General features: G+C 48.0%; 19 protein-coding genes. 12 read left to right on the forward strand and 7 right to left on the reverse strand.

The window, feature by feature from the left end:
- Window positions 1–193: 193 nt before the first annotated feature.
- Window positions 194–1417 carry a nicotinate phosphoribosyltransferase gene (gene pncB, locus JFC05_RS05165; RefSeq protein ID WP_192992890.1) on the forward strand — a complete coding sequence of 408 codons (1224 nt, stop codon included), beginning with the start codon at window positions 194–196 and terminating at the stop codon, window positions 1415–1417.
- A 10-nt stretch (window positions 1418–1427) separates the two neighbouring features.
- Here the strand turns inward: pncB and xseB are convergent, their stop codons facing one another.
- From xseB to JFC05_RS05180, 3 genes are all read right to left on the reverse strand, one after another.
- Window positions 1428–1685, reverse strand: coding sequence for an exodeoxyribonuclease VII small subunit (gene xseB, locus JFC05_RS05170; RefSeq protein WP_198336048.1), 258 nt, complete (start codon window positions 1683–1685; stop codon window positions 1428–1430).
- Window positions 1686–1745: 60 nt separating this feature from the next.
- Window positions 1746–3308 carry an exodeoxyribonuclease VII large subunit gene (gene xseA, locus JFC05_RS05175; protein ID WP_198336049.1) on the reverse strand — a complete coding sequence of 521 codons (1563 nt, stop codon included), beginning with the start codon at window positions 3306–3308 and terminating at the stop codon, window positions 1746–1748.
- Between the two features lie 332 nt (window positions 3309–3640).
- Complete coding sequence (locus JFC05_RS05180) at window positions 3641–4009, reverse strand: hypothetical protein (RefSeq protein ID WP_198336050.1); 369 nt, start codon at window positions 4007–4009, stop codon at window positions 3641–3643.
- Between the two features lie 257 nt (window positions 4010–4266).
- Between JFC05_RS05180 and JFC05_RS05185 the strand changes: the two genes are divergently transcribed.
- The 11 genes from JFC05_RS05185 (at window position 4267) to purF (ending at window position 15002) form a co-directional block, all read left to right on the forward strand.
- The gene (locus JFC05_RS05185) at window positions 4267–4923 is read left to right on the forward strand and encodes an alpha/beta hydrolase (protein WP_198336051.1); all 657 of its coding nucleotides are present in this window, start codon (window positions 4267–4269) and stop codon (window positions 4921–4923) included.
- 101 nt (window positions 4924–5024) lie between these two features.
- Complete coding sequence (gene zapE, locus JFC05_RS05190) at window positions 5025–6125, forward strand: cell division protein ZapE (RefSeq protein WP_105246127.1); 1101 nt, start codon at window positions 5025–5027, stop codon at window positions 6123–6125.
- Between the two features lie 243 nt (window positions 6126–6368).
- Window positions 6369–6953 carry a nitroreductase family protein gene (locus JFC05_RS05195; protein ID WP_227697426.1) on the forward strand — a complete coding sequence of 195 codons (585 nt, stop codon included), beginning with the start codon at window positions 6369–6371 and terminating at the stop codon, window positions 6951–6953.
- A 116-nt stretch (window positions 6954–7069) separates the two neighbouring features.
- Entirely contained in the window at window positions 7070–8362 is a 1293-nt protein-coding gene (locus JFC05_RS05200) for an NAD(P)H-dependent glycerol-3-phosphate dehydrogenase (protein ID WP_198336053.1), read from the forward strand.
- Between the two features lie 75 nt (window positions 8363–8437).
- The gene (gene sixA, locus JFC05_RS05205) at window positions 8438–8896 is read left to right on the forward strand and encodes a phosphohistidine phosphatase SixA (RefSeq protein ID WP_192992887.1); all 459 of its coding nucleotides are present in this window, start codon (window positions 8438–8440) and stop codon (window positions 8894–8896) included.
- Between the two features lie 116 nt (window positions 8897–9012).
- On the forward strand, window positions 9013–10248 hold the full coding sequence (gspL, locus tag JFC05_RS05210; RefSeq protein WP_198336054.1) for a type II secretion system protein GspL: 1236 nt from the start codon (window positions 9013–9015) through the stop codon (window positions 10246–10248).
- Window positions 10249–10292: 44 nt separating this feature from the next.
- Complete coding sequence (gspM, locus tag JFC05_RS05215; protein WP_198336055.1) at window positions 10293–10868, forward strand: type II secretion system protein GspM; 576 nt, start codon at window positions 10293–10295, stop codon at window positions 10866–10868.
- A 152-nt stretch (window positions 10869–11020) separates the two neighbouring features.
- Window positions 11021–11479 carry a DUF4870 family protein gene (locus tag JFC05_RS05220; protein WP_227697421.1) on the forward strand — a complete coding sequence of 153 codons (459 nt, stop codon included), beginning with the start codon at window positions 11021–11023 and terminating at the stop codon, window positions 11477–11479.
- A 119-nt stretch (window positions 11480–11598) separates the two neighbouring features.
- Window positions 11599–12633 carry a quinone-dependent dihydroorotate dehydrogenase gene (locus tag JFC05_RS05225; RefSeq protein ID WP_198336056.1) on the forward strand — a complete coding sequence of 345 codons (1035 nt, stop codon included), beginning with the start codon at window positions 11599–11601 and terminating at the stop codon, window positions 12631–12633.
- A gap of 60 nt (window positions 12634–12693) precedes the next feature.
- Window positions 12694–13191, forward strand: a complete 498-nt coding sequence (locus tag JFC05_RS05230; RefSeq protein ID WP_192992885.1) for a CvpA family protein — start codon at window positions 12694–12696, stop codon at window positions 13189–13191.
- A 275-nt stretch (window positions 13192–13466) separates the two neighbouring features.
- Entirely contained in the window at window positions 13467–15002 is a 1536-nt protein-coding gene (gene purF / locus JFC05_RS05235) for an amidophosphoribosyltransferase (RefSeq protein WP_198336057.1), read from the forward strand.
- 114 nt (window positions 15003–15116) lie between these two features.
- Here purF and JFC05_RS05240 read toward each other — a convergent pair whose 3' ends face one another.
- The 4 genes from JFC05_RS05240 to secF form a co-directional block, all read right to left on the reverse strand.
- Window positions 15117–15476: an AzlD domain-containing protein gene (locus tag JFC05_RS05240; RefSeq protein ID WP_198336058.1), complete on the reverse strand. Its 360-nt coding sequence runs from the start codon at window positions 15474–15476 to the stop codon at window positions 15117–15119.
- Entirely contained in the window at window positions 15466–16197 is a 732-nt protein-coding gene (locus tag JFC05_RS05245) for an AzlC family ABC transporter permease (RefSeq protein ID WP_420850561.1), read from the reverse strand. The genes JFC05_RS05240 and JFC05_RS05245 overlap by 11 nt, the downstream gene beginning before the upstream one ends.
- A 233-nt stretch (window positions 16198–16430) precedes the next feature.
- Window positions 16431–17837, reverse strand: coding sequence for an MATE family efflux transporter (locus JFC05_RS05250; protein ID WP_198336059.1), 1407 nt, complete (start codon window positions 17835–17837; stop codon window positions 16431–16433).
- A 307-nt stretch (window positions 17838–18144) separates the two neighbouring features.
- Window positions 18145–19368 (reverse strand): protein translocase subunit SecF, encoded by a 1224-nt coding sequence (secF, locus tag JFC05_RS05255; RefSeq protein WP_198336060.1) that lies wholly within the window; start codon window positions 19366–19368, stop codon window positions 18145–18147.

Raw genomic sequence — 19368 nt, forward strand, 5'->3', positions numbered from 1 at the left:
GCCTTAATAAAAGCACTAAGAAAGCAGGAACTCTGAAAAAAGCAGCAAATTTCGTTATACTTGACGACTGATGAATGCGCGCTGCAAACGTGTTGTTTGTGCGCCATATCTGGTTGTTTATCATATTATATACTGTGTCGCTTTGAGTATTAGGTGACGTTATTTTTTATTTTTGTGTTTCTAAGGCCATAGTATGACCGTTACCTATGCACCTATTATTACCTCGTTACTTGATAACGATTTGTACAAATTCACCATGCTCCAAGCCATGCTGCATCAGTTTCCACAGACGCATGGGGTTTATCGCTTTCGTTGCCGCAATAATAAGGATACTGTCTATCCCTTAGCCGATATCAAAGACGCTCTAGAGCAGCAACTAGATAGTCTGTGCGAGTTACGGTTTTCGGAAGATGAATTAGAATATCTGCGCGGTTTGCGCTTTATTCGTTCAGACTTCGTCGATTATCTTGAGCTGTTTAAGCTCAAGCGCCGTTTTATCACTGTCAGCACCGATGAAAAAGACAGACTGTGCATCGATATCGAAGGACCGATGATACAGGCAATGTTTTTTGAAGTGTTTGTTTTGGCCATTGTCAATGAATTGTATTTTAGTGCCTTATCAGACGCTCAAGTCTTGGCAGAAGGCCAGCGCCGGCTAGACGCCAAAGTTGAGCTATTGCATCATTATGCAGCCGAGCAAAGCAGCTATAGCCCCGATACACCGCCTTTTATCGTGGCTGATTTTGGTACGCGTCGCCGCTTTAGCAAATCTTGGCAAGCGCATGTGGTGGAGACCCTACACAAGGCTGCCCCAAAGATAGTTGGCGGCACCTCAAACGTTTATCTAGCAAAAAAACTGGGAATGACGCCGATCGGTACGATGGCGCACGAGTTTATGCAGGCATTTCAGGCATTGGATGTGCGTTTGCGCGATTCACAAAAAGCGGCGCTGGAAGCGTGGGTCCATGAGTATCGCGGCGACTTAGGAATCGCGCTGACAGATGTCGTCGGTATGGATGCGTTTTTGCGTGATTTTGACTTGTATTTTGCCAAGCTGTTTGATGGCTTGCGTCACGACAGCGGCGACCCCTATGTGTGGGGTGACAAGGCCATCGCGCATTATAAAAAGCTCAAGATAAACCCTAAGACTAAGATTTTGACTTTTAGTGATGGTTTGGATTTGGACAAAGCGTGGGAGCTGCATCAGTATTTCAAAGACCGTATCAAAACCAGCTTTGGCATCGGCACCAACTTGACCAATGACATGGGCATAACCCCAATCAATATCGTGCTAAAGCTGGTCGAGTGTAACGGTCAGCCTGTGGCAAAATTGTCTGACAGCCCAGGCAAGACCATGATTAATAATGACACCTATCTTGCCTATCTTCGCCAAGTGTTTGAGGTGGATACGCCATAATAAAGCGCCACTAGGGGTTGCTATTTTGATCACTACTCTCTGTGCGACCTTCTTCAGCAAACGCCGCATCTAGCGCTTGCTGTACGGCATTGATGCGGGTTTCGCAGACACGATACGCCGCGATTGACTCTTCGACCGTGGTCATAAGGTTGTCGATATCGGGTTCATCTTGCTGCTGTAGCTGCTCGGCATTGGTTTTTAAAATATCGTAAGCCGCCTTAAAGGTTTTTGGGGCGGCTTTTTTGCGTCGGCGAGTCGGGGTAGTCATAAGTTTTTCCTAAGCTCTGGTAATGGTTTTGGTAGATAATAGGGTTTAAGTAATTAGTCCTTAAACGTTGTTGTCTGATTCGGTTAGCGTATTAGCAGATTCTGCCCTCTTGTGATTGTCTTTAATCTCAACAATCTGCGCCTGTGCTTTGCCATCTTTTAAGACGATATGAATGGTTTGCTCAGGATAAAGCTGCGTGCTGCTGGTCAGAATTTGTTTGTCTTTGGCATCAGTGAGCATGGTATAGCCCTGCTTGAGCACACGAGAAGGACGGTGTAAAAGGACAATGTCACGCAGATGCTCGCTATTACGCTGCGCTTGTATGACACGCAGCTGGGCGGTTTGTATCACCGTTTTTTGGTAGTTTTGACTATAAGTAGAAGCGGCTGCTAATTGCTGATAAGCCAAGGATTGAGTCTGCGCGCGCAGATTGCTGGTGAGTCTGGCGGCTTGCTTAACTTGGCGCTGGGCGCTTTGCTGAATGCTACGCCACGCATAATCACTGTCTTTTCGCAGTGCGGTCAGCTGACCGATAGTGTGCGATTGGATATGGCTCAATTGTCGTGACGTTTTTTGCTCAGCCATCGTGAGCTGCTGTGTGGCCGCTTGTTTGATTTGTGCTTGGTATTGCAGCGTTTGGGTAATGAGCTGAGCCAGATGACTGATAATCGCTGCGATAACTTTTGATGGCGTATCAAAGCTAGTATGCGCCACCTCATCTAGAATGACTTTATCCCGCTCATGACCGATGCCGACCCACACAGGAATAGGCTGCTCAGCCACCAATGCTGCCAGCTCATAGTCATTTAAGTAAGCCAAATCGCCCACCGCACCGCCGCCGCGGATAATTACTAATAAATCTGGCAAACGCTGATAGGTATCTTGGAATTGCTGCTGAGTGCTGACGATGGCTTGGCGAATCTCGCTTGGCGCATGATTGCCTTGAAAGGTGGCATGATGGTAATGAAATTGACAAGCACCGGTACTGGCTAAGCGGTCTGCATCGGCCTGAAAGTCGCCCAATCCTGCGGCTTTTTCGGGGGCGATGACCAGCACATGCTCGATATCAAACGGTGTCGGTAGCTGCTGATTGAGGTGCAGGAGTCCTTCGCCCGTTAAGCGGTCAACCATCTCAGCGTATTGCCGCGCCAAATCGCCTAACGTGTAGCTTGGATCGATATCCTCGATCGTGAGCGAAAAGCCATACTGCGCATGAAAACCTGCCGATACTTTGAGCAGTACGGTCAGATCGCGCTCAAGCGACATGCCCGTTGCGCGCTCAAACTTCGCCAAAACGCGGGCGGCCTTAAAGCGCCAGAGGTTGCCGCGGCAGCTGGCCACGACCTTACCATCGTTATCTTTTTCGGCCAACTCAAAATAATAGTGCCCCCCTTTGCTCGATAAGTTGCGAATCTCAGCCTTCACCCACACGCGATGGTTAAAGGTTTCTTTTACCACCATCTCTACCGCCGACAAGTAGTCACTTAAGCGCAGCACCGTGTCTTCTAAACTGACTTCTAGGCTGTTTTCTTGCTCAGCAAGCTCAGCTTCTAACGTCGCCAAGTCTTTGGCAGGGGCTAGGACTTTGGCTTGTTTGATATTTGAGAGATTGGGTTTGCGCATAATAGGAGACCAAAGCCGACTAAGACATAAAAGTATAAAGTGGGACAGAAAGGTATGAAATGGTTGCTATCAAAACCAAAGAGACCATATCGTAAAAAGCAATGCGGCAAAAAAACAACCAACCCTATCAATCAGAGAGCAAGGCAAGTTGACAATCCGCGAAATAGCGCTGCGTGTATCGCTTGAGGTCTTGAGCTGATGATAGTTTACCTCAAAAGCGCAGTCACAAAAAGAGAAGCCAACTGATCTGCTGCATAAATGCTGTGACAAACAGAAGGGCTGGCGAGTGGCTAGCGACTGTGTTTACGCACCATCACGTTATTGGCAGTGAATTATTGGCAGCGAAAGCTGATGGTGTATTCATAGTCGTCATCACGCGATAAATCTGGTGAACCGGTACCAAAGATACTACCGAGCACCGCGCCAGCTTGTCCAACCATGCGGCCTGTGCGCTCATCCAAGATACCATTGTAGTTGACTGTGTCCTCAATGATAATTACTTGCTTGCTGCGGCATGTTTTTTGAGCGCTATCGATGGCGTTTTGTTGCGCTTTGACTTTTGTATCGGCGATACCTGTGGTCTCGTAGGTAGCGTGGGCGCGTTGAATGACCGGTGATGACGGGGTGCTTTGGCAGGCGCTCAAAGCAAGTGCGGCGGCCAATGTGGCACCAAAAGCGGCGGTTTTATTCATAGTAATCATAATGTATTCCTCAATTTAGATGTTGAGTATTGTAATGATAAATGGCACTGACGCTTTGCCAGTCACCACTACACAATCAGTATGAATCTAACCCATTCGGCGCTTTGGTGTCTAGGTAGTTATTGTGTGCGCTCTTACCGTTGTCTTACTTGTAGGCATTTAGGCGGTTACTAGGGTGTCTGTACAGCAAATCACTTGAAATATAAACCATATCTAGGATAATTGAGACATTCATTCTTAATTAAGTAAGTAATAATATGCACCTGATTCCTGCTCCTGCTGGCGTGCTCGAGGTCGATGCGCTCTGGCAACAAGACAACCCTAACGATCCCAATACCGATACGGTGGCGCTGCTTTGTCACCCCAACCCTTTGTTTGATGGGACGATGAATAACAAAGTGGTCACGACCATGTACCGCTTTGCTCGCGATAGTGGCATGCATGTGGTGCGGTTTAATTTTCGCGGTGTCGGTCAGTCCACAGGCGAGCATGACTATGCCGATGGCGAAGTCGTCGATGCGATGACCGTGCTACAATGGATCGCTGAGCAAACCGGCGCGCGCAAGCTGTGGTTGGGCGGTTTTTCCTTTGGCGGGTATGTCACCGCGCGCGTCGCCGAACAAGTGCTTGAGGCCTCACATATCTGGGACGTGAGCGATTTTGAGCTTATAAATATCGCGCTTATCGCGCCATCGGTAGAAAAAAACGACAGCAGTGATATCGACTTACCTGCTGATAAGACCTTTGAGATTTATGGTAATGCTGATGAGGTGATTGACCCTGCTAATATGCAAGCATTTGCGGATCGTCTGGGTATCGCCGTCAGTGTGGTCGATGGGGCGGGGCACTTTTTTCATGGCCGTTTGTCTGAATTAAAAAAACTGCTTGAGCACCACAGTTTTTCTGGACGATAGCTAGGATCGACTGCTATGAGCGCCGCCTCAGCTATATACGATCGTAAAAACACAACCATTTGATTTTATTAAATAAATTTTATTAAACAATGAGTCGCATTATGAGTTTATCCCCGTTGCAACGCTACGAGCAAGCCATCAGCACAGGTGAGTTTACGCGAGATGAACAGCAATATCAGGCCATGAGCTACCTCGATGAGCTGTATCACCAGCTCAATGACAGCGTGCCACAAAAAAAGCGCTTTTTTAGCTTTTTGAAATCCAAGCCTGCTGCCCCAAAGGGTCTGTATATGTGGGGCGGGGTAGGCCGCGGTAAGACGTGGATGATGGACATGTTTTATGACTCATTGACCATCGAGCGTAAGATGCGGCAGCACTTTCATCATTTCATGCAGCGCGTGCACCAAGAGCTTAACGCGCTCCAAGGTCAAAGTGATCCACTCGAAAAAGTCGCTGATATTATTTACAAAGAAGCGGTGGTGATTTGTTTTGATGAGTTTTTTGTCTCCAACGTCTCTGATGCCATGATCTTAGGCGATTTGTTTACCATGCTGTTTAATCGTGGCGTGACGTTGGTCGCCACCTCCAATATCGAGCCAGCAGGTCTGTATAAAGATGGCCTGCACCGTGACCGCTTTTTGCCTGCGATCGCTGAGGTCGAGCACCATACTACGGTGATGAATATCGACTCAGGCATCGACTATCGTTTGCGGGTACTGCAGCAAGCTGAGCTGTATGAGTCGCCATTGACCAAGGCCAATCATCACTGGCTGGCCAACCGTTTTGCCAGCCTGTCTAACAACCAAAAAATCAGCAAAGAGCCCATCGTCATCAATGGCCGCTCGATTAAGGTCAACGCCCGTACCGAAGATATCTTGTTTTGTGACTTTAGACACTTGTGTATGGAGCCGCGCTCTGCTGCAGATTTTATCGAAATCGCCAAACAGTTTAGTACGGTGTTGGTCGATGTGGTGCCAGCCTTAGACGATGATTTACGTGATCCAACGCGGCGCTTTATTTATCTGGTCGATGAGTTTTATGATCGCCGTGTCAAGCTACTGGTGCGTGCCGAGCAGTCTATTCTTGAGCTTTATCAAGGAGAAAAACTGGCTTTTGAGATTGAACGTACACGTTCGCGTTTGCTTGAGATGCAATCAGAAGACTATCTGCGTACGGAGCATCGCACCGAAGAGGCTGCGTAGCGGCAATGGCTGTTGAATACAGTAATAGCTGTTGAGGGCAAGGGTGTGTTAAAGGTATCACAAAGGCATGATATCAGTGTGCGCATGCAATGGTTTTTAGTCGTTTTGAGTAAAAAATAGCTTCAAGGATTATCAAAGCTTGACGCAACCCGTCTGTGACCACAAAATAAATAAGGAGCGGTAATGACTACCTCTGATAAAAATAATAAAAAGCAGTCTATACAAAGTATCGACACGGATGAGATGCCAGTCAATAGTGAAGCGATGATCGGCTGGATTGGCTCGAGGCGCAGCATGGGCAATCTAGACACGCCTGCACCTACCCGTGCTCAGATAGAAGCAGCAATCGCCTGTGCGGCCACAGCGCCTGACCACAAAAAGCTGCAACCGTGGCGGTTTATCGTCACCGAAGGTGAGGCGCGTCATCAGTTGGGCGCGGCATTGGTGAGCGCCGCAAAGGCACAGGCTGCACAACAAGGTAAAGTGCTGACCGAAAAAACCATCAAAAAAACTCATACCATGCCGCTACGTGCACCTGTTATCATAACGGTAGTGACCAACATGCAAGCACACAAAAAAGTGCCGCCTTTTGAGCAGCTGCTCAGCGCAGGCGCCGCTGTCCAAAATATGCTACTGGCTCTAAAGGCACAAGGCTTTAGTACGGTATGGCGGACAGGCTTACTCTGTAATGAGCCTGCGGTCAAGGCATACTTTGGCGTGGGGGCAGATGATTATATTACCGCTTTTGTTTATACTGGCACCAGTCCTAAGGACGAGCCTACACGCAAGCCCATTGACATTGAGCCGCTCATACGTTTTGAGTCATAAGGTTTACAGGCGCTTTGGTTTAGATGCCTACAATATACAATAAACACGGTCGGCATCTTGGTTTTCAATCACGATAATGCTACTTATAATAAGTCAGTCAACACGGATACCAGAACATGACTAGCCCTAACGACAGTAATAAAGACACCAATAACGAGCATAATGACACGGATAAGCAAAGCTCTGATAAACAAAACAGTCTGCTGGCAGGCATCATCGAGCGCGCCACCAAATCAGGTCTGGGCCGTAAAAAGCTCAATCCCAGTGCGGTAGAGTCTGCCGTTGCAAAAAACATGGCCAAAATCCATAGCAATCCGACTAAGCTACGTTTGGCGTTTTTGGGCGGCGGCAGTTTTGGTACTGCCATGGCAAACCTCGCGGCGCGGAATGGCTGTGATACCACGCTTTGGGTGCGCAATAAGCGCACTGTTAAGGCGATGGCAAAAACCCAAACCAACAAAAAATATTTGCCAGGACATAAGCTTGATGATCGCTTAAAATACAGTCATGACTTGGCCGCCGCAGTCAAAGACAAAGACATTGTTTTTATCGCGGTGCCTGGTTTGGCCTTTCGTGAGACACTAAAAAACATCGCGTCTTTTATCAGTGGGCAATCCATTGTTTCTTTGACCAAAGGTATGGAAAAAGACACGTTTGCCTTGATGAGTGATATCATCAAAGAAGAGTTGCCAGAGGTGAATTTTGGCGTGATGTCAGGGCCCAATCTGGCCATAGAAATCATGAAAAACATGCCCTCTGCTACGGTGATTGCGAGTGAGTCTGAGCCGCTGCGTCATGCGGTACAAGCCGCGCTGCATAGTGCGTTTTTTCGGGTATTTGCCAGTGATGATGTCAAAGGCGTAGAGCTGGGCGGCGCGCTCAAAAACATTTATGCGATTGCTATGGGTATGGCGGCGGCCTATGAGGTCGGCGAAAACACCAAGGCCATGATATTGACTCGCGCTTTGGCTGAGATGAGCCGTTTCGGGGTTGAGGCGGGGGCCAATCCATTGACCTTCTTAGGCCTGTCAGGTGTTGGCGATTTATACGCAACCTGTAACTCAGAGCTCAGTCGCAACTTTCGTATCGGTAATATGCTTGGTCGTGGTATGAATATCGATGCAGCAGTCAAAAAGCTGGGTCAGACCGCGGAAGGGGTCAATACCATCCAGCAAGTGCACGAAAAAGCCACCCGCGAGGGCATCTATATGCCCATCACTCATGCCCTATACGCCGTCATTTATGAAGACAAGGCCGCCTTGGGTGTGGCTTTGCATCTGATGGAAGCTGGGTTTCGTAGCGATGTCGAGTTTGTGATGGCGCATGATCATAGCAATGCAGCGCTGACAGCACATATGAAAAGCTCAGCCAGCAAAACCGCTGACAAGGACAGTGATAAAGACAAATAATACGCCAAATAGAAAAGCCGACTTGTTAAAAACTCGCAGTAGGTATGCAGCGCTTAGGCGGTATTAAGGAAGCTTATGAAAATTATATTGGTACGTCATGGTCAAGCAGAGAACGACACGCGGCCAGACAGCGCGCGTCAACTGACAGATCTGGGTAGAGAGCAGGCGGCGCAAACGGCAGAGTTCGTGATGACACGCTATCAGCCAGATCAGTTTATCGTGAGTCCTTATGATAGAGCGCAGCAAACCTTGGCCGCGTTTCAAGCCTGTGCGCCAACGGTGCCCTTTGTCATACTAGATAACATTACGCCAGCAGATGATGCGCATCAAGCCTTGATCGATCTCGGTCATATTGAAGCCGAGTGCTTGGTTGTGGTGTGTCATATGTCAATCGTCGCTCACATCGCAGGGCTACTGATAGGGGAGTATCCTGAGTCGTTTGCCTTGGCAGAAGCACGAGTGTTTGAGATGGACTTTGTGATGGCTGGCATGGCGCGGGAAACGGATCGCTTTGTACCAAAGCAGCCTTATTAGCTTGTTTGATGTGATACGTGTTTTGCCCGTGATTATGGTCGTCACCCAGTAGCAGTTATCTACACAATAACGCCACCTACCTTTGATAAATGCTTTAATGATTAAGGACACGCTTAGTGATACATGTTTGGTTACGGGCGCAGCATAGCCCACTGGCTGTCTGGCATGAAGACCTCCAACACTGGCAAAGCGTTGAGGGGTGGCAGCAGCTACAAGAGCGGTATGGTAATTATAAAGCCAATGGAAAAAATGCGGTCTGCCTGTACTTTCCATCCAGTCATGTATTGCAGGTAGATACTGAGCTAAATACTGCTCAGCTCAAGCAGCTGGGCAATAGTGGCAAGCAGTATTTGTTTGAAGAGACCTCTTTGACTCCTGTAGAGCAGTTGGCCGTTCGCCAGATCAGTCACGCTGAGCGTCATCAATTGTATGCCTTGGCGCAGAGCGATATCGACTCATGGCAACAAAGCGCGCAGTTGGCTGGCATGAGCCTCATCGCACTATTGCCTGATTTTTTGTTATTGCCTGCGCCAACGGAGCAGGCCGGTCAGCAAATCACGCTTTATCAAGACGAGCAAACCACTTTGCTGCGCCAGTCTGCATGGCAGGGCATGGCGGTCAGTTATTTACCGCTGATTTTTGAGCGTTTTCCGCACTTAAGCGAGGTGAGCCTTTTGCCGCCTATCGCCGCTATGGAGCAGCAAGACGAGCTGGACGCTCGGTCTGATTGGTTTGCCCGCACTGCTGATCTTATCGCTGATCATCAGCTGCTGCTGACGCCGTTATCTGCCTCCCCAGTACCACTTGAAAACCCTGAGCGCCATGCGCTAAATTTCTTTGTAAAATCCGCTGATTCTCAGCTATCGCCGTATTTACGGGTGGCGATGATGGTGGCGTTGGCAGCGCTAGTGCTACAAATAGCAACCGATGGCGTGCAGTGGTATCAGTACCAGCAGGCAGCCACGGCGACCAAAGCTGAGATTGCAAATCAGTATAACTCTTGGTTTGCCAACGAGCCACTGAGCAGTCGCAACAAGCTACAAATACAGCTGCAACCAAAACTGCGCCATGACAGTCAAGCACAGGCGTCTCATATGGCGACACTGGCACGGCTATCGCCATTGATCAAACAGTCTTCATTGCATGCACAAGCTTTGGTGATGCAGCCCTCTGCGCTGAGTTTTACCTTGATTGCTCCTGATCGTGGTAGTCTTGACCAGTTTACCAGCACCTTGGTCGCCCAAGGCATCGATGCAAAGCTGGCTCAGGTCAATAGCACTGAGCAAGGGCAGTTCAGTGGTCAGATCACAGTAGCGGTCGCAGAGAGTGCAGACTTGCAAGCGGCCTCATAGTCTAAGTCTTTCTTACTTATCGCAAAATCAGCAAAAGGTAGAAAATGAAACGTTTACAGCGCCGTGCCAAGAGCCGCAACAGTATTGCTGAGCCGAGTAAGCTGATAAAGGACAATGCTTTATTGGGGCGCTTTAGTCATTACCGAAACACATTATCGTCGCGCTGGCATGCCTTGCCATCACGCGATCAGCTAGCGCTAACGGTACTGTCTGTGTTTTTATTGGTGTTTGTGGGTGGTTATGGTGGCTATAGTATGCATCAAGCAGCAACAGACAGTAAAAATGCCTATCAAGCGCAAGTGGCTGATTATTTTTGGCTGCGTGCTCAGGCAGGCAATATCGACAGTCAGGCGCTCACTGCATCTGCCGCCCCAGACGGCGCAGCGGCCATGCCGCCTGCCAGCCGCGTCAGTACGCTACTTGATCATTCAGGCATTGCCAATGCGCAAGTCGTCGCGGCGGGCGATGCGGTACAGCTCAGCTTTGATCATGCCAGTCAAGCGGTGGTCAGTGGCGCACTTGCCAAGCTGCAGCAGCAAGGTTGGCAGTTTACTCAGCTATCGATGCAACAAGATTTGACCAGTCAGCTAATACAAGTGCAAGCGACCATCGCTCAGTAAGTCATCTATGAGCGTCAATCACGGCGCTCACTCTACAGAGTCATTAGCCACTGAATCATCTACGGCAGGCTATTGATAGATGCACCATTGAAAACCCCTTTGTTTGACACAATGAACTAAGTATCAGTCACTGTCAGATATGGATGCGTACAATGGCCAATTATCCTATAAATAACAATAACGATAGCAATCAGGCGAAAGATACTATGAATAGCGACAAACGCCGCTCCTTAATCACTTACAATCACATCACTTATCTGCTCTATGTGGTCAGTTATTTTACTGCAGGTCTGTTGTGGATTGTGCCGATCGTGATGAACTATGCTAAGCGTCATGATGCCGATGGCTCATGGCTTGCTACTCATTTTGATTGGCAAATCAAGACCTTTTGGTACAGTATTGTTTGGTTTGTCTTGGGCATTGTTATTATTGCCTTTGCGCTCGGTGGATTTGGGGTGAGTATGTTGACCGATAGTAGCAACAACATGGCCATCGGTTCGGTACTACTGGCAGGGGTTGGCTTGCTAATAATGCTGTTTACTTTTATTTGGCATCTCTACCGAATCATCAGAGGTTGGATTGCACTCACAGACAATCGCCCTGTGCCTTAATATAAAAATTTAGCCCATGAAACTTTGCTCTTATTTCTGTTAAGCTGATATAATCGCAGCGCTTGATCTTATTCGCACTTTTCATTCACCATAACTTTCGAGCAGGGTCTGCCACCATTATGTCTTATGCCTTACTTCGCCCTTTTTTGTTTAATATGGATCCTGAGCACGCCCATGAGATGACACTGTCTTTATTGGACAAAGCGCACAGAGCGCGTGTATTAGGGTTGGCCTATGGTCAGTTGATGCAGCCCACTGACTGTATGGGATTGCAGTTTTCCAATCCTGTGGGGTTGGCCGCTGGACTGGACAAAAACGGCGATTATATCGATGCGCTGGCGGAGCTGGGGTTTGGCTTTATTGAGGTCGGGACCGTCACGCCTCGAGCGCAGGCGGGCAATGAGAAACCCAGACTCTTTCGAATCAAACAAGCCGATGCGATTATCAATCGTATGGGGTTTAATAATCAGGGCGTTGATTATCTGATAGAAAACGTTAAGCGGTGTAAATACAAAGGCAATATCGGAATTAATATCGGCAAAAACGCCGACACCCCTGTAGAGCAGGCGGCCGATGACTATGTATACTGTCTTGAGCGTGTCTATCCGCATGCCTCTTATATTACGGTCAATATCTCCTCGCCCAACACCAAAAACTTACGCGATTTGCAAAGTGGCGAAGCACTGACGCAGCTGCTGCATACGATCAAAAACCGCCACAGTCAGTTGGCTACCGAATATGGCTTTTATGTGCCATTGGTGCTAAAGGTAGCTCCAGATTTAGAGCCATTACAAGTTGACTATATATCGCAGCAATTAATAGACTTTGAGATTGACGGTCTAATCGCAACCAATACCACGCTGAGCCGAGTCGGGGTTGAGGATCTGCGAGATGGCGACCAAGCAGGCGGGCTATCAGGTCGTCCGGTGAGTCATACCAGTACCCAGATATTGCAGCAGTTCTCAGATCAGCTAGAGGGCAAGGTGGCACTGATTGGGGTTGGCGGTATCGACAGCGGTGCCAAAGCGGTCAAAAAAATCGAAGCAGGGGCCGATATGATACAGCTATATACTGGACTTATCTATCGTGGGCCTGGTCTGGTACAGTCTTGTATTCAGGCGATCGGCGGCTATTATGACGCCATGGAAAGCTAAAGCCTGTCATCAGCGGCACTCTCTCACCATACAAATGATAAAACCAATGAGGCATAGGACATGAGTGGTTTGGATATCGTGATTGCTATCGTCGTCTTGGTTGGACTGTGGCGCGGCTTTCAGGTAGGGCTGATTAAGACAGCAGTGGGTTTACTGGGCTGGTTTGTTGCCCTTATCGCCGCCACTCGGTTGGCAGGTTCGATTGCTCCGCAGCTGGTGGGTGTGGTGCAAAACCCTGTTTTGCAGATAGCCATGGCGTTTTTATTGGTGGTGATTGTTATTTTGGCCATTATGCACTTGGTTGCTTTTGTATTCTCCGGTGTCCTTCAGACGCTGCGTTTGGGTGTGTTGGATAAAATGGCAGGCGGCGTACTCGGTGCGGCAAAAAACGTACTGATGGTCTTGGTGGTACTGAGTGTCAGCGCGCCTCTGCTGGTACAAATGCCGCAGTGGCAAACGTCCGTCCTCGCGCCAGAGCTATTGCCTTATGCACCGATGGGTAAAGCCTTGGTGTCAGACGTACTGGGCATGGCGTGGGATCAGGTCAATCAGTCTTAAGCGCTCGATATCATCGGCCAATTTTGGTTAGACCAAATTTTATGACATTATCTTCGTATTTTTCCTTGATAAAAAATGATTTGATAGCAATTACAGCTCATAAACGGGCAATCGACATTCTAGAGTCGATGGCGGGCATTTTTGACAAATAACACATCAGTGTAGTAAGAGATATCATCAGGTAGATGGCAAGGCGATGCTGGCTGCTAAACAGGCCGCTCTAAAGTCTCGTCGTCATTGTAGTACTAATGTATGGGTCAAAATAGGATAAAACTATGTGTGGAGTCGTTGGGGTTGCAGCTCATGAGCCAGTCAATCAGATTCTTTATGATGGCTTGACGATGCTACAGCATCGCGGGCAAGATGCAGCAGGTATTGTGACGTTGCAAGATGGACGACTCTATCTGCGTAAAGAAAATGGCATGGTCCGTGATGTGTTTATGAACCATCATATGATCAAGCTGGTCGGCAAATTTGGTATCGGCCACGTACGCTATCCAACAGCGGGCACCTCTAGCAGCGCAGAAGCTCAGCCATTTTATGTCAACTCGCCTTATGGGATCACCTTGGCACACAATGGTAATTTAACCAATGCTGAGAGTTTGGCAAAAGAGCTGTACATCGAAGATCGTCGCCATCTAAATACCGACTCTGACTCTGAGGTCCTGCTCAACGTACTAGCGCATGAGATGCAAAACTTGGGTAAAACCAACCCAAGCGCTGACGATATTTTTGAAGCGGTAAAAGCGGTATATAGCCGCTGCGAAGGCGCTTATGGCGTGGTCGCTTTGATCACAGGTCACGGCTTATTGGCGTTTCGTGATCCAAACGGTATTCGTCCGCTGATTTTTGGTAAGCGCATGGCACCCAACGGCGGCACCGAATACATGGTGGCATCTGAGTCTGTGGCATTGACAGGGTCAGGCTTTAGCATTATTCGTGATGTCAAACCAGGCGAAGCAATTTTTATCGATTTGGATCACAAGCTGCATACCCATCAATGTGTTGAGCAAAAAGAATACACGCCTTGTATCTTTGAGTATGTTTACTTTGCCCGTCCAGACTCTATTATGGACAACATCTCAGTTTACAAATCACGCTTGCGCATGGGCGAAAAACTGGCAGACAAAATCCTTGCAGAGTGGGGCGACGATCACGATATCGACGTGGTGATTCCTATTCCAGACACCTCGCGCACCTCTGCGATGGAGCTGGCGCTAAAGATGAACGTCAAGTACCGTGAAGGGTTTATGAAAAACCGCTATATCGGGCGTACCTTTATTATGCCAGGTCAGCAGCAGCGCAAAAAATCTGTCCGTCAAAAGCTCAGTGCAGTACCGCTTGAGTTTAAGGGCAAAAACGTACTGTTGGTAGATGACTCTATCGTCCGTGGTACGACTTGTCACGAGATCATCCAGATGGCGCGTGATGCTGGTGCCAACAAAGTGTTTTTTGCTAGTGCCGCGCCGCCAGTCAAGTATCCAAACGTGTATGGTATCGATATGCCGGTGCGTAGCGAGCTGATCGCCTCTGGTCATACGGTAGAGGAAGTGCGTGATATCATCGGTGCTGATCGTTTGATTTTCCAAGATTTAGAGGATTTGATTGACGCGGTCAAGGACACCAAGTACAGTAAAGTAGAAGGGTTTGATTGTGCCGTGTTTAATGGCTGCTACATCACAGGTCAAATCAACGAAGCCTATCTTGACTATCTACAAGAGCAGCGCAGCGACACTGCCAAAACAGGTAAAAAAGGCGTGCAAATCGTCGCCGATACGCCAGTCGATATGATGGGCGTCGAAGAGCTATAATGTCTCACTGAGCAGCCGCTCATAGTATCTAATAAAAAGGCTGGACTCTTATCAGAGTTCAGCCTTTTTCATCACAAGATAAAGATAAGATAAAGCGGTGCTGCTATAAAACTGTTAGCCCAAAAACTGAGTAAACAGCCACAGCAGCCCATTAATGGCAGCGATACCAACGACCATACTGACCAATAACTGACGGCTGATATGATAAATCAGTAGCACCAACAGTAGCGCGCCAATCTGTGCCATCAGCAAATGTAGCTCTGCGCTATGCATACCGGTGGTTACTGATAAGTTTTGATAAGAAAGGCTGGTGAGGATAAGCAGCACCATCACTGATAAGGGCAGGCTTTCGTTTAAACGGTGTAGCCACGGCGTGTCCAGCAGCTTTTTTGGTATCAAAGCGGGGAGTGCACGCGTCACAAAGGTCACTGTAGCCATTGCAAAGGTGGCCAAAATCAGATAACTACTGCTCATGAGCGTCTCCTTTTATACCGCGCTGTACCCAAAAACCACGTGCCAAAATCATCAACATACAAATAAAAATGGCCACCAATAATAACCAGTTGCTGGTAAATAGTGAGGCAATCAGTAACGCAACAATGGCAATGCCAATAGGAAAATAGCGTTTGATGCTCTGAAACTGCTCATAGGCCAATATCGCAAACAGACAGACCAGCGCAAAATCTAAATGCGGCACCATATCACTAAGGGTGCTGCCGATCATCACGCCGATCGCGCTCGCCAACACCCACCAGCTTTGGTTAAATAGACTAATGGGTAAAATTAGCGACCGCCTTGATTCCTGAGGTAGGCTGGTCATCATCGAAAATGTCTCGTCGGTCAAGGCAAACAAACAGTAGGTTTTGGCGATTTTATTCTGCGGGAGAGAGTGGAGCAATGGCATCCCATAAAACACATGACGCAGGTTAATTGCGGCAATATTGGTTGCCATATTGCCAATCGGTAGGCCGGCACTTAGCATGGGCAAGCAGGCGTACTGAGCGGCGCCTGCATAGAGTACGACACTGAGCATAATGGTCGCCCATATAGGGACGCCCGCCACCTGCGCGAGCACACCAAAGGCTATCCCCGCTGGCAGATAACCCATTGCCACAGGCAAACTTTTTTTAAATCCCTCGGCCCAGTTATAGTGGGCCCTATGCTGCTGATGTAATGATTTTGATTGAGTAGTCACGTGACATCCTAATTTTCTTACTGACTTTTTTATTAACTTGCTATAACGTTTTTATATCGAACTGACGATATCAACATCGGAGCAAATACCGCCTTACGCGTTATAGTTAGCTGAATGTAAAACTGTTATGGATTTAAACGCGCTACTGGTATAAATTTTACTTGCGTGCTGCGTTCCCAGAGGCTGCGCAAAATTCATCCCAGTAGCGCTATGACATTTTTAGAGTGTATCGACTATATTTGGAGCTTTTCATAATCGCCTGTCTGATGAGCGCGGTATAAAAAACCTATTAAAATGGTAAGTCTGAGTAGCAATAGGCTCCAGACGCTGAGCCAAATACCAGTCATATCCCACTGCTGATAGAGTAGCCAGCTTAGCGGAAAAAAGACAGCCGCTAAGATAAGCGCGGCATTCCGAATCACCTTGCCAGCAGTCAGACCAAAAAATATGCCATCCAGCCAATATGCGCCCACACCGACTAAGGGTAAGAGCACTGCATACCAGTGATATTGGTCAGCTAAGCGAAACACCGCTTCAATATTGGTCATAAATGGCAGGTAGATAGGCATGGCCAGCCACCAAACCGCGCTTAATAAGATAGCCAGCGTGTAACTGACGATCCCAGTGCGCTTGATAACGACGCGAAAGCTTGCCCAGTCGCGTCGCCCAGCTGCCTGTCCGCTCAGCGTCTCAGCTGATACAGCGACGCCATCTAAAGCAAAGGCAGATATGCTCAATACTTGTAATAATATGGCATTGGCCGCCAATATAACATCGCCACTTTGAGCAGATAGACGGGTAATCCAAGCAAAGCTTAACGTTAGAATCAGCGTACGTATAAAGATGTCTTTGTTCAGTGAAAATAGCCTAAGCATTTTCTCTTTAGTAAAGTGCTGGCTGTCAGCACAAATCAAGGTCCGCCAAGATATCTTTAGGTGCCGGCAGCTCAGCCATAAAGCCAATAATACACCTGACCAAAACGCAATGGTGGTGCCCAGTGCCACACCGACCAGCTCCATCTGTAACCCAAAGACAAAAAACAGCGTTAGGATAATGTTGAGTATGGCAATAAAGCCCTGCTGATACAGCATATAACGGGTTTTGCCTTGCCCTGCAAACCAGCCAATAAAAGCAAAGTTCATCAGCTCGGCGATGACACCCCAAAAACGCACATCCAAATACGTCTTGGCCGCGCGGCCACTTTCAGGATTGGCCGATAGTGCCTGTAGACCAAAATCTATCAGCCAAGGCTTTGCCAGCAGCAATACCAAGCCGATGGCCGTGGCTAATAATAAAGCACGCTGTAAAATGGACAATAAAGGAGTAATAGCATGATAATCAAGCGTGTTTTTATCTTTGCTTGCTACGTCCAGTTGTCCCAGAGCTTGCGCGGATAGTCCAGACGATGCATATTGCAAAAAGTTAAAACTAACCAGCAGTAAAGACAGCAATTGTATCGCAAGCCCCATACCTGCAAGCTTAGCAGTATCATTCATATTGCCGACGATGGCCGTATCGATCACGCTTTGTAGCGGCATGGCCAGATTTGCCAGCAAAACTGGCAGCGCAATTGCGATGATGCGCGCGTAGCGGGTATCAATCGGTGGTAAGGCGTTAGCAGAGGAGGCGGTAACTGACATTTTTGACCCGTTTTATGCCCTTTGTTAAAGACAGTGCGCTGTCGTAGGCGACGCTAAATGAAATCAACATACAATATGATGATACGTAATAGACATACGTCTTTTTGCTGGCTGAGGCTGTCTTATATTGACCTGATTGTGGTCAGTAGTCCGTAAACGCAGCAAAAAGACAAAAGCACCTAGACTCACAGCTGGTGAGTCAGGTGCTTCTTTTTACACGCTATTATTGTATTAAAAATACAAATTTTGTGTTTATGTTGTCAGTTGGCCATGAGATAAGAGAATGCCATCATGGCCAAATACGGCTTTATTCGTACATTTTTGGATCGTTAAACGTCACGATTTCTTCTTCAAACTCAGGCTTTACTTTTACAATAAAGTCGTCACGTGATAGTCCCATACGTAGTGGGATTGAGCTTGCGATGTAAGTCGATGAATACGTACCAGCCAGTAGACCAATAAATAGCGCTACTGAGAACCAGTATAGTCCATCACCGCCTAAGAACATCATGGCCAATACCACAAGTAACACGGTTGAGATGGTCATAATCGTACGGCGCAACGTCTCTGTCAAAGACAGGTCAATGGTCTGTCGCGGTGAGATACCACGGACGCGGCGGAAGTTTTCGCGAATGCGGTCATAGACGACAATCGTATCGTTCAATGAGTAACCGATCAAGGCCAAAATAGCAGCCAACACCGTCAAATCAAATGGAAAGCCGAATAGGGCAAAGACACCAATAGTAACAATGGCGTCATGAAACAGCGAAAGCACCGCTCCCAATGATAGCTTAAATTGGAAACGTAGGGCCACATAACCGAGCATACAAACCAGCGCCAGTGCCAACGCCATGACGGAGTTTAAATACACTTCGTTGCCCACTTGGCTACCGATGATATTGACGTTACTGATATCAGCAGCATTATCGGGCAGTGTCAATGCTTGGGTTAAGCTGGCATTTAGTCCATCGACATTATCAGACTGCGGCGGTAGACGTACCAGCAATTCTTCTCGAGTACCCAAATACTGTACCACAGCATCATCAAAGCCACCATCGGCTAAAGCCTGTACGACCTCTACTTGCTCGACAGGTTGCTCATAGCGTACGTCTGCTGAGACGCCTCCGGTAAAGTCAAGGCCTAGGTTTAGGCCATTGACCGCAATTGCAATGATACTACCAATGACCATCAAGAGCGATAAAAGCGCCATTGGCTTTTCTATCTTCATAAATGGAATGATGCGCTGATCGCCTATCGCTTTGATGCCGCCTTCTGCTTGCGCTGCTGCATAGTCCTCTGCATCACCTATATCCAGATTTGGATCGATGGCTTGGGTGCTGAGCGTTTGTGCGGCGTTATCACCGCTATCGCTGCGGCGTGCTTTTTTTGATTGGGCTTGGTTGTTGCTGCCTTTGCCATCACGGCGTGGTTTTTTGCGACGGCGCGTGCTGCTAGCGTCTGTGTTTGAGCCGCCTGGACCATTTCGATCTGGATTGTTTTGTTCTAAAGGGTTGTTCTTATCGATCGCCAT

Source organism: Psychrobacter celer, assembly GCF_016107555.1.
Classification (GTDB): domain Bacteria; phylum Pseudomonadota; class Gammaproteobacteria; order Pseudomonadales; family Moraxellaceae; genus Psychrobacter; species Psychrobacter celer.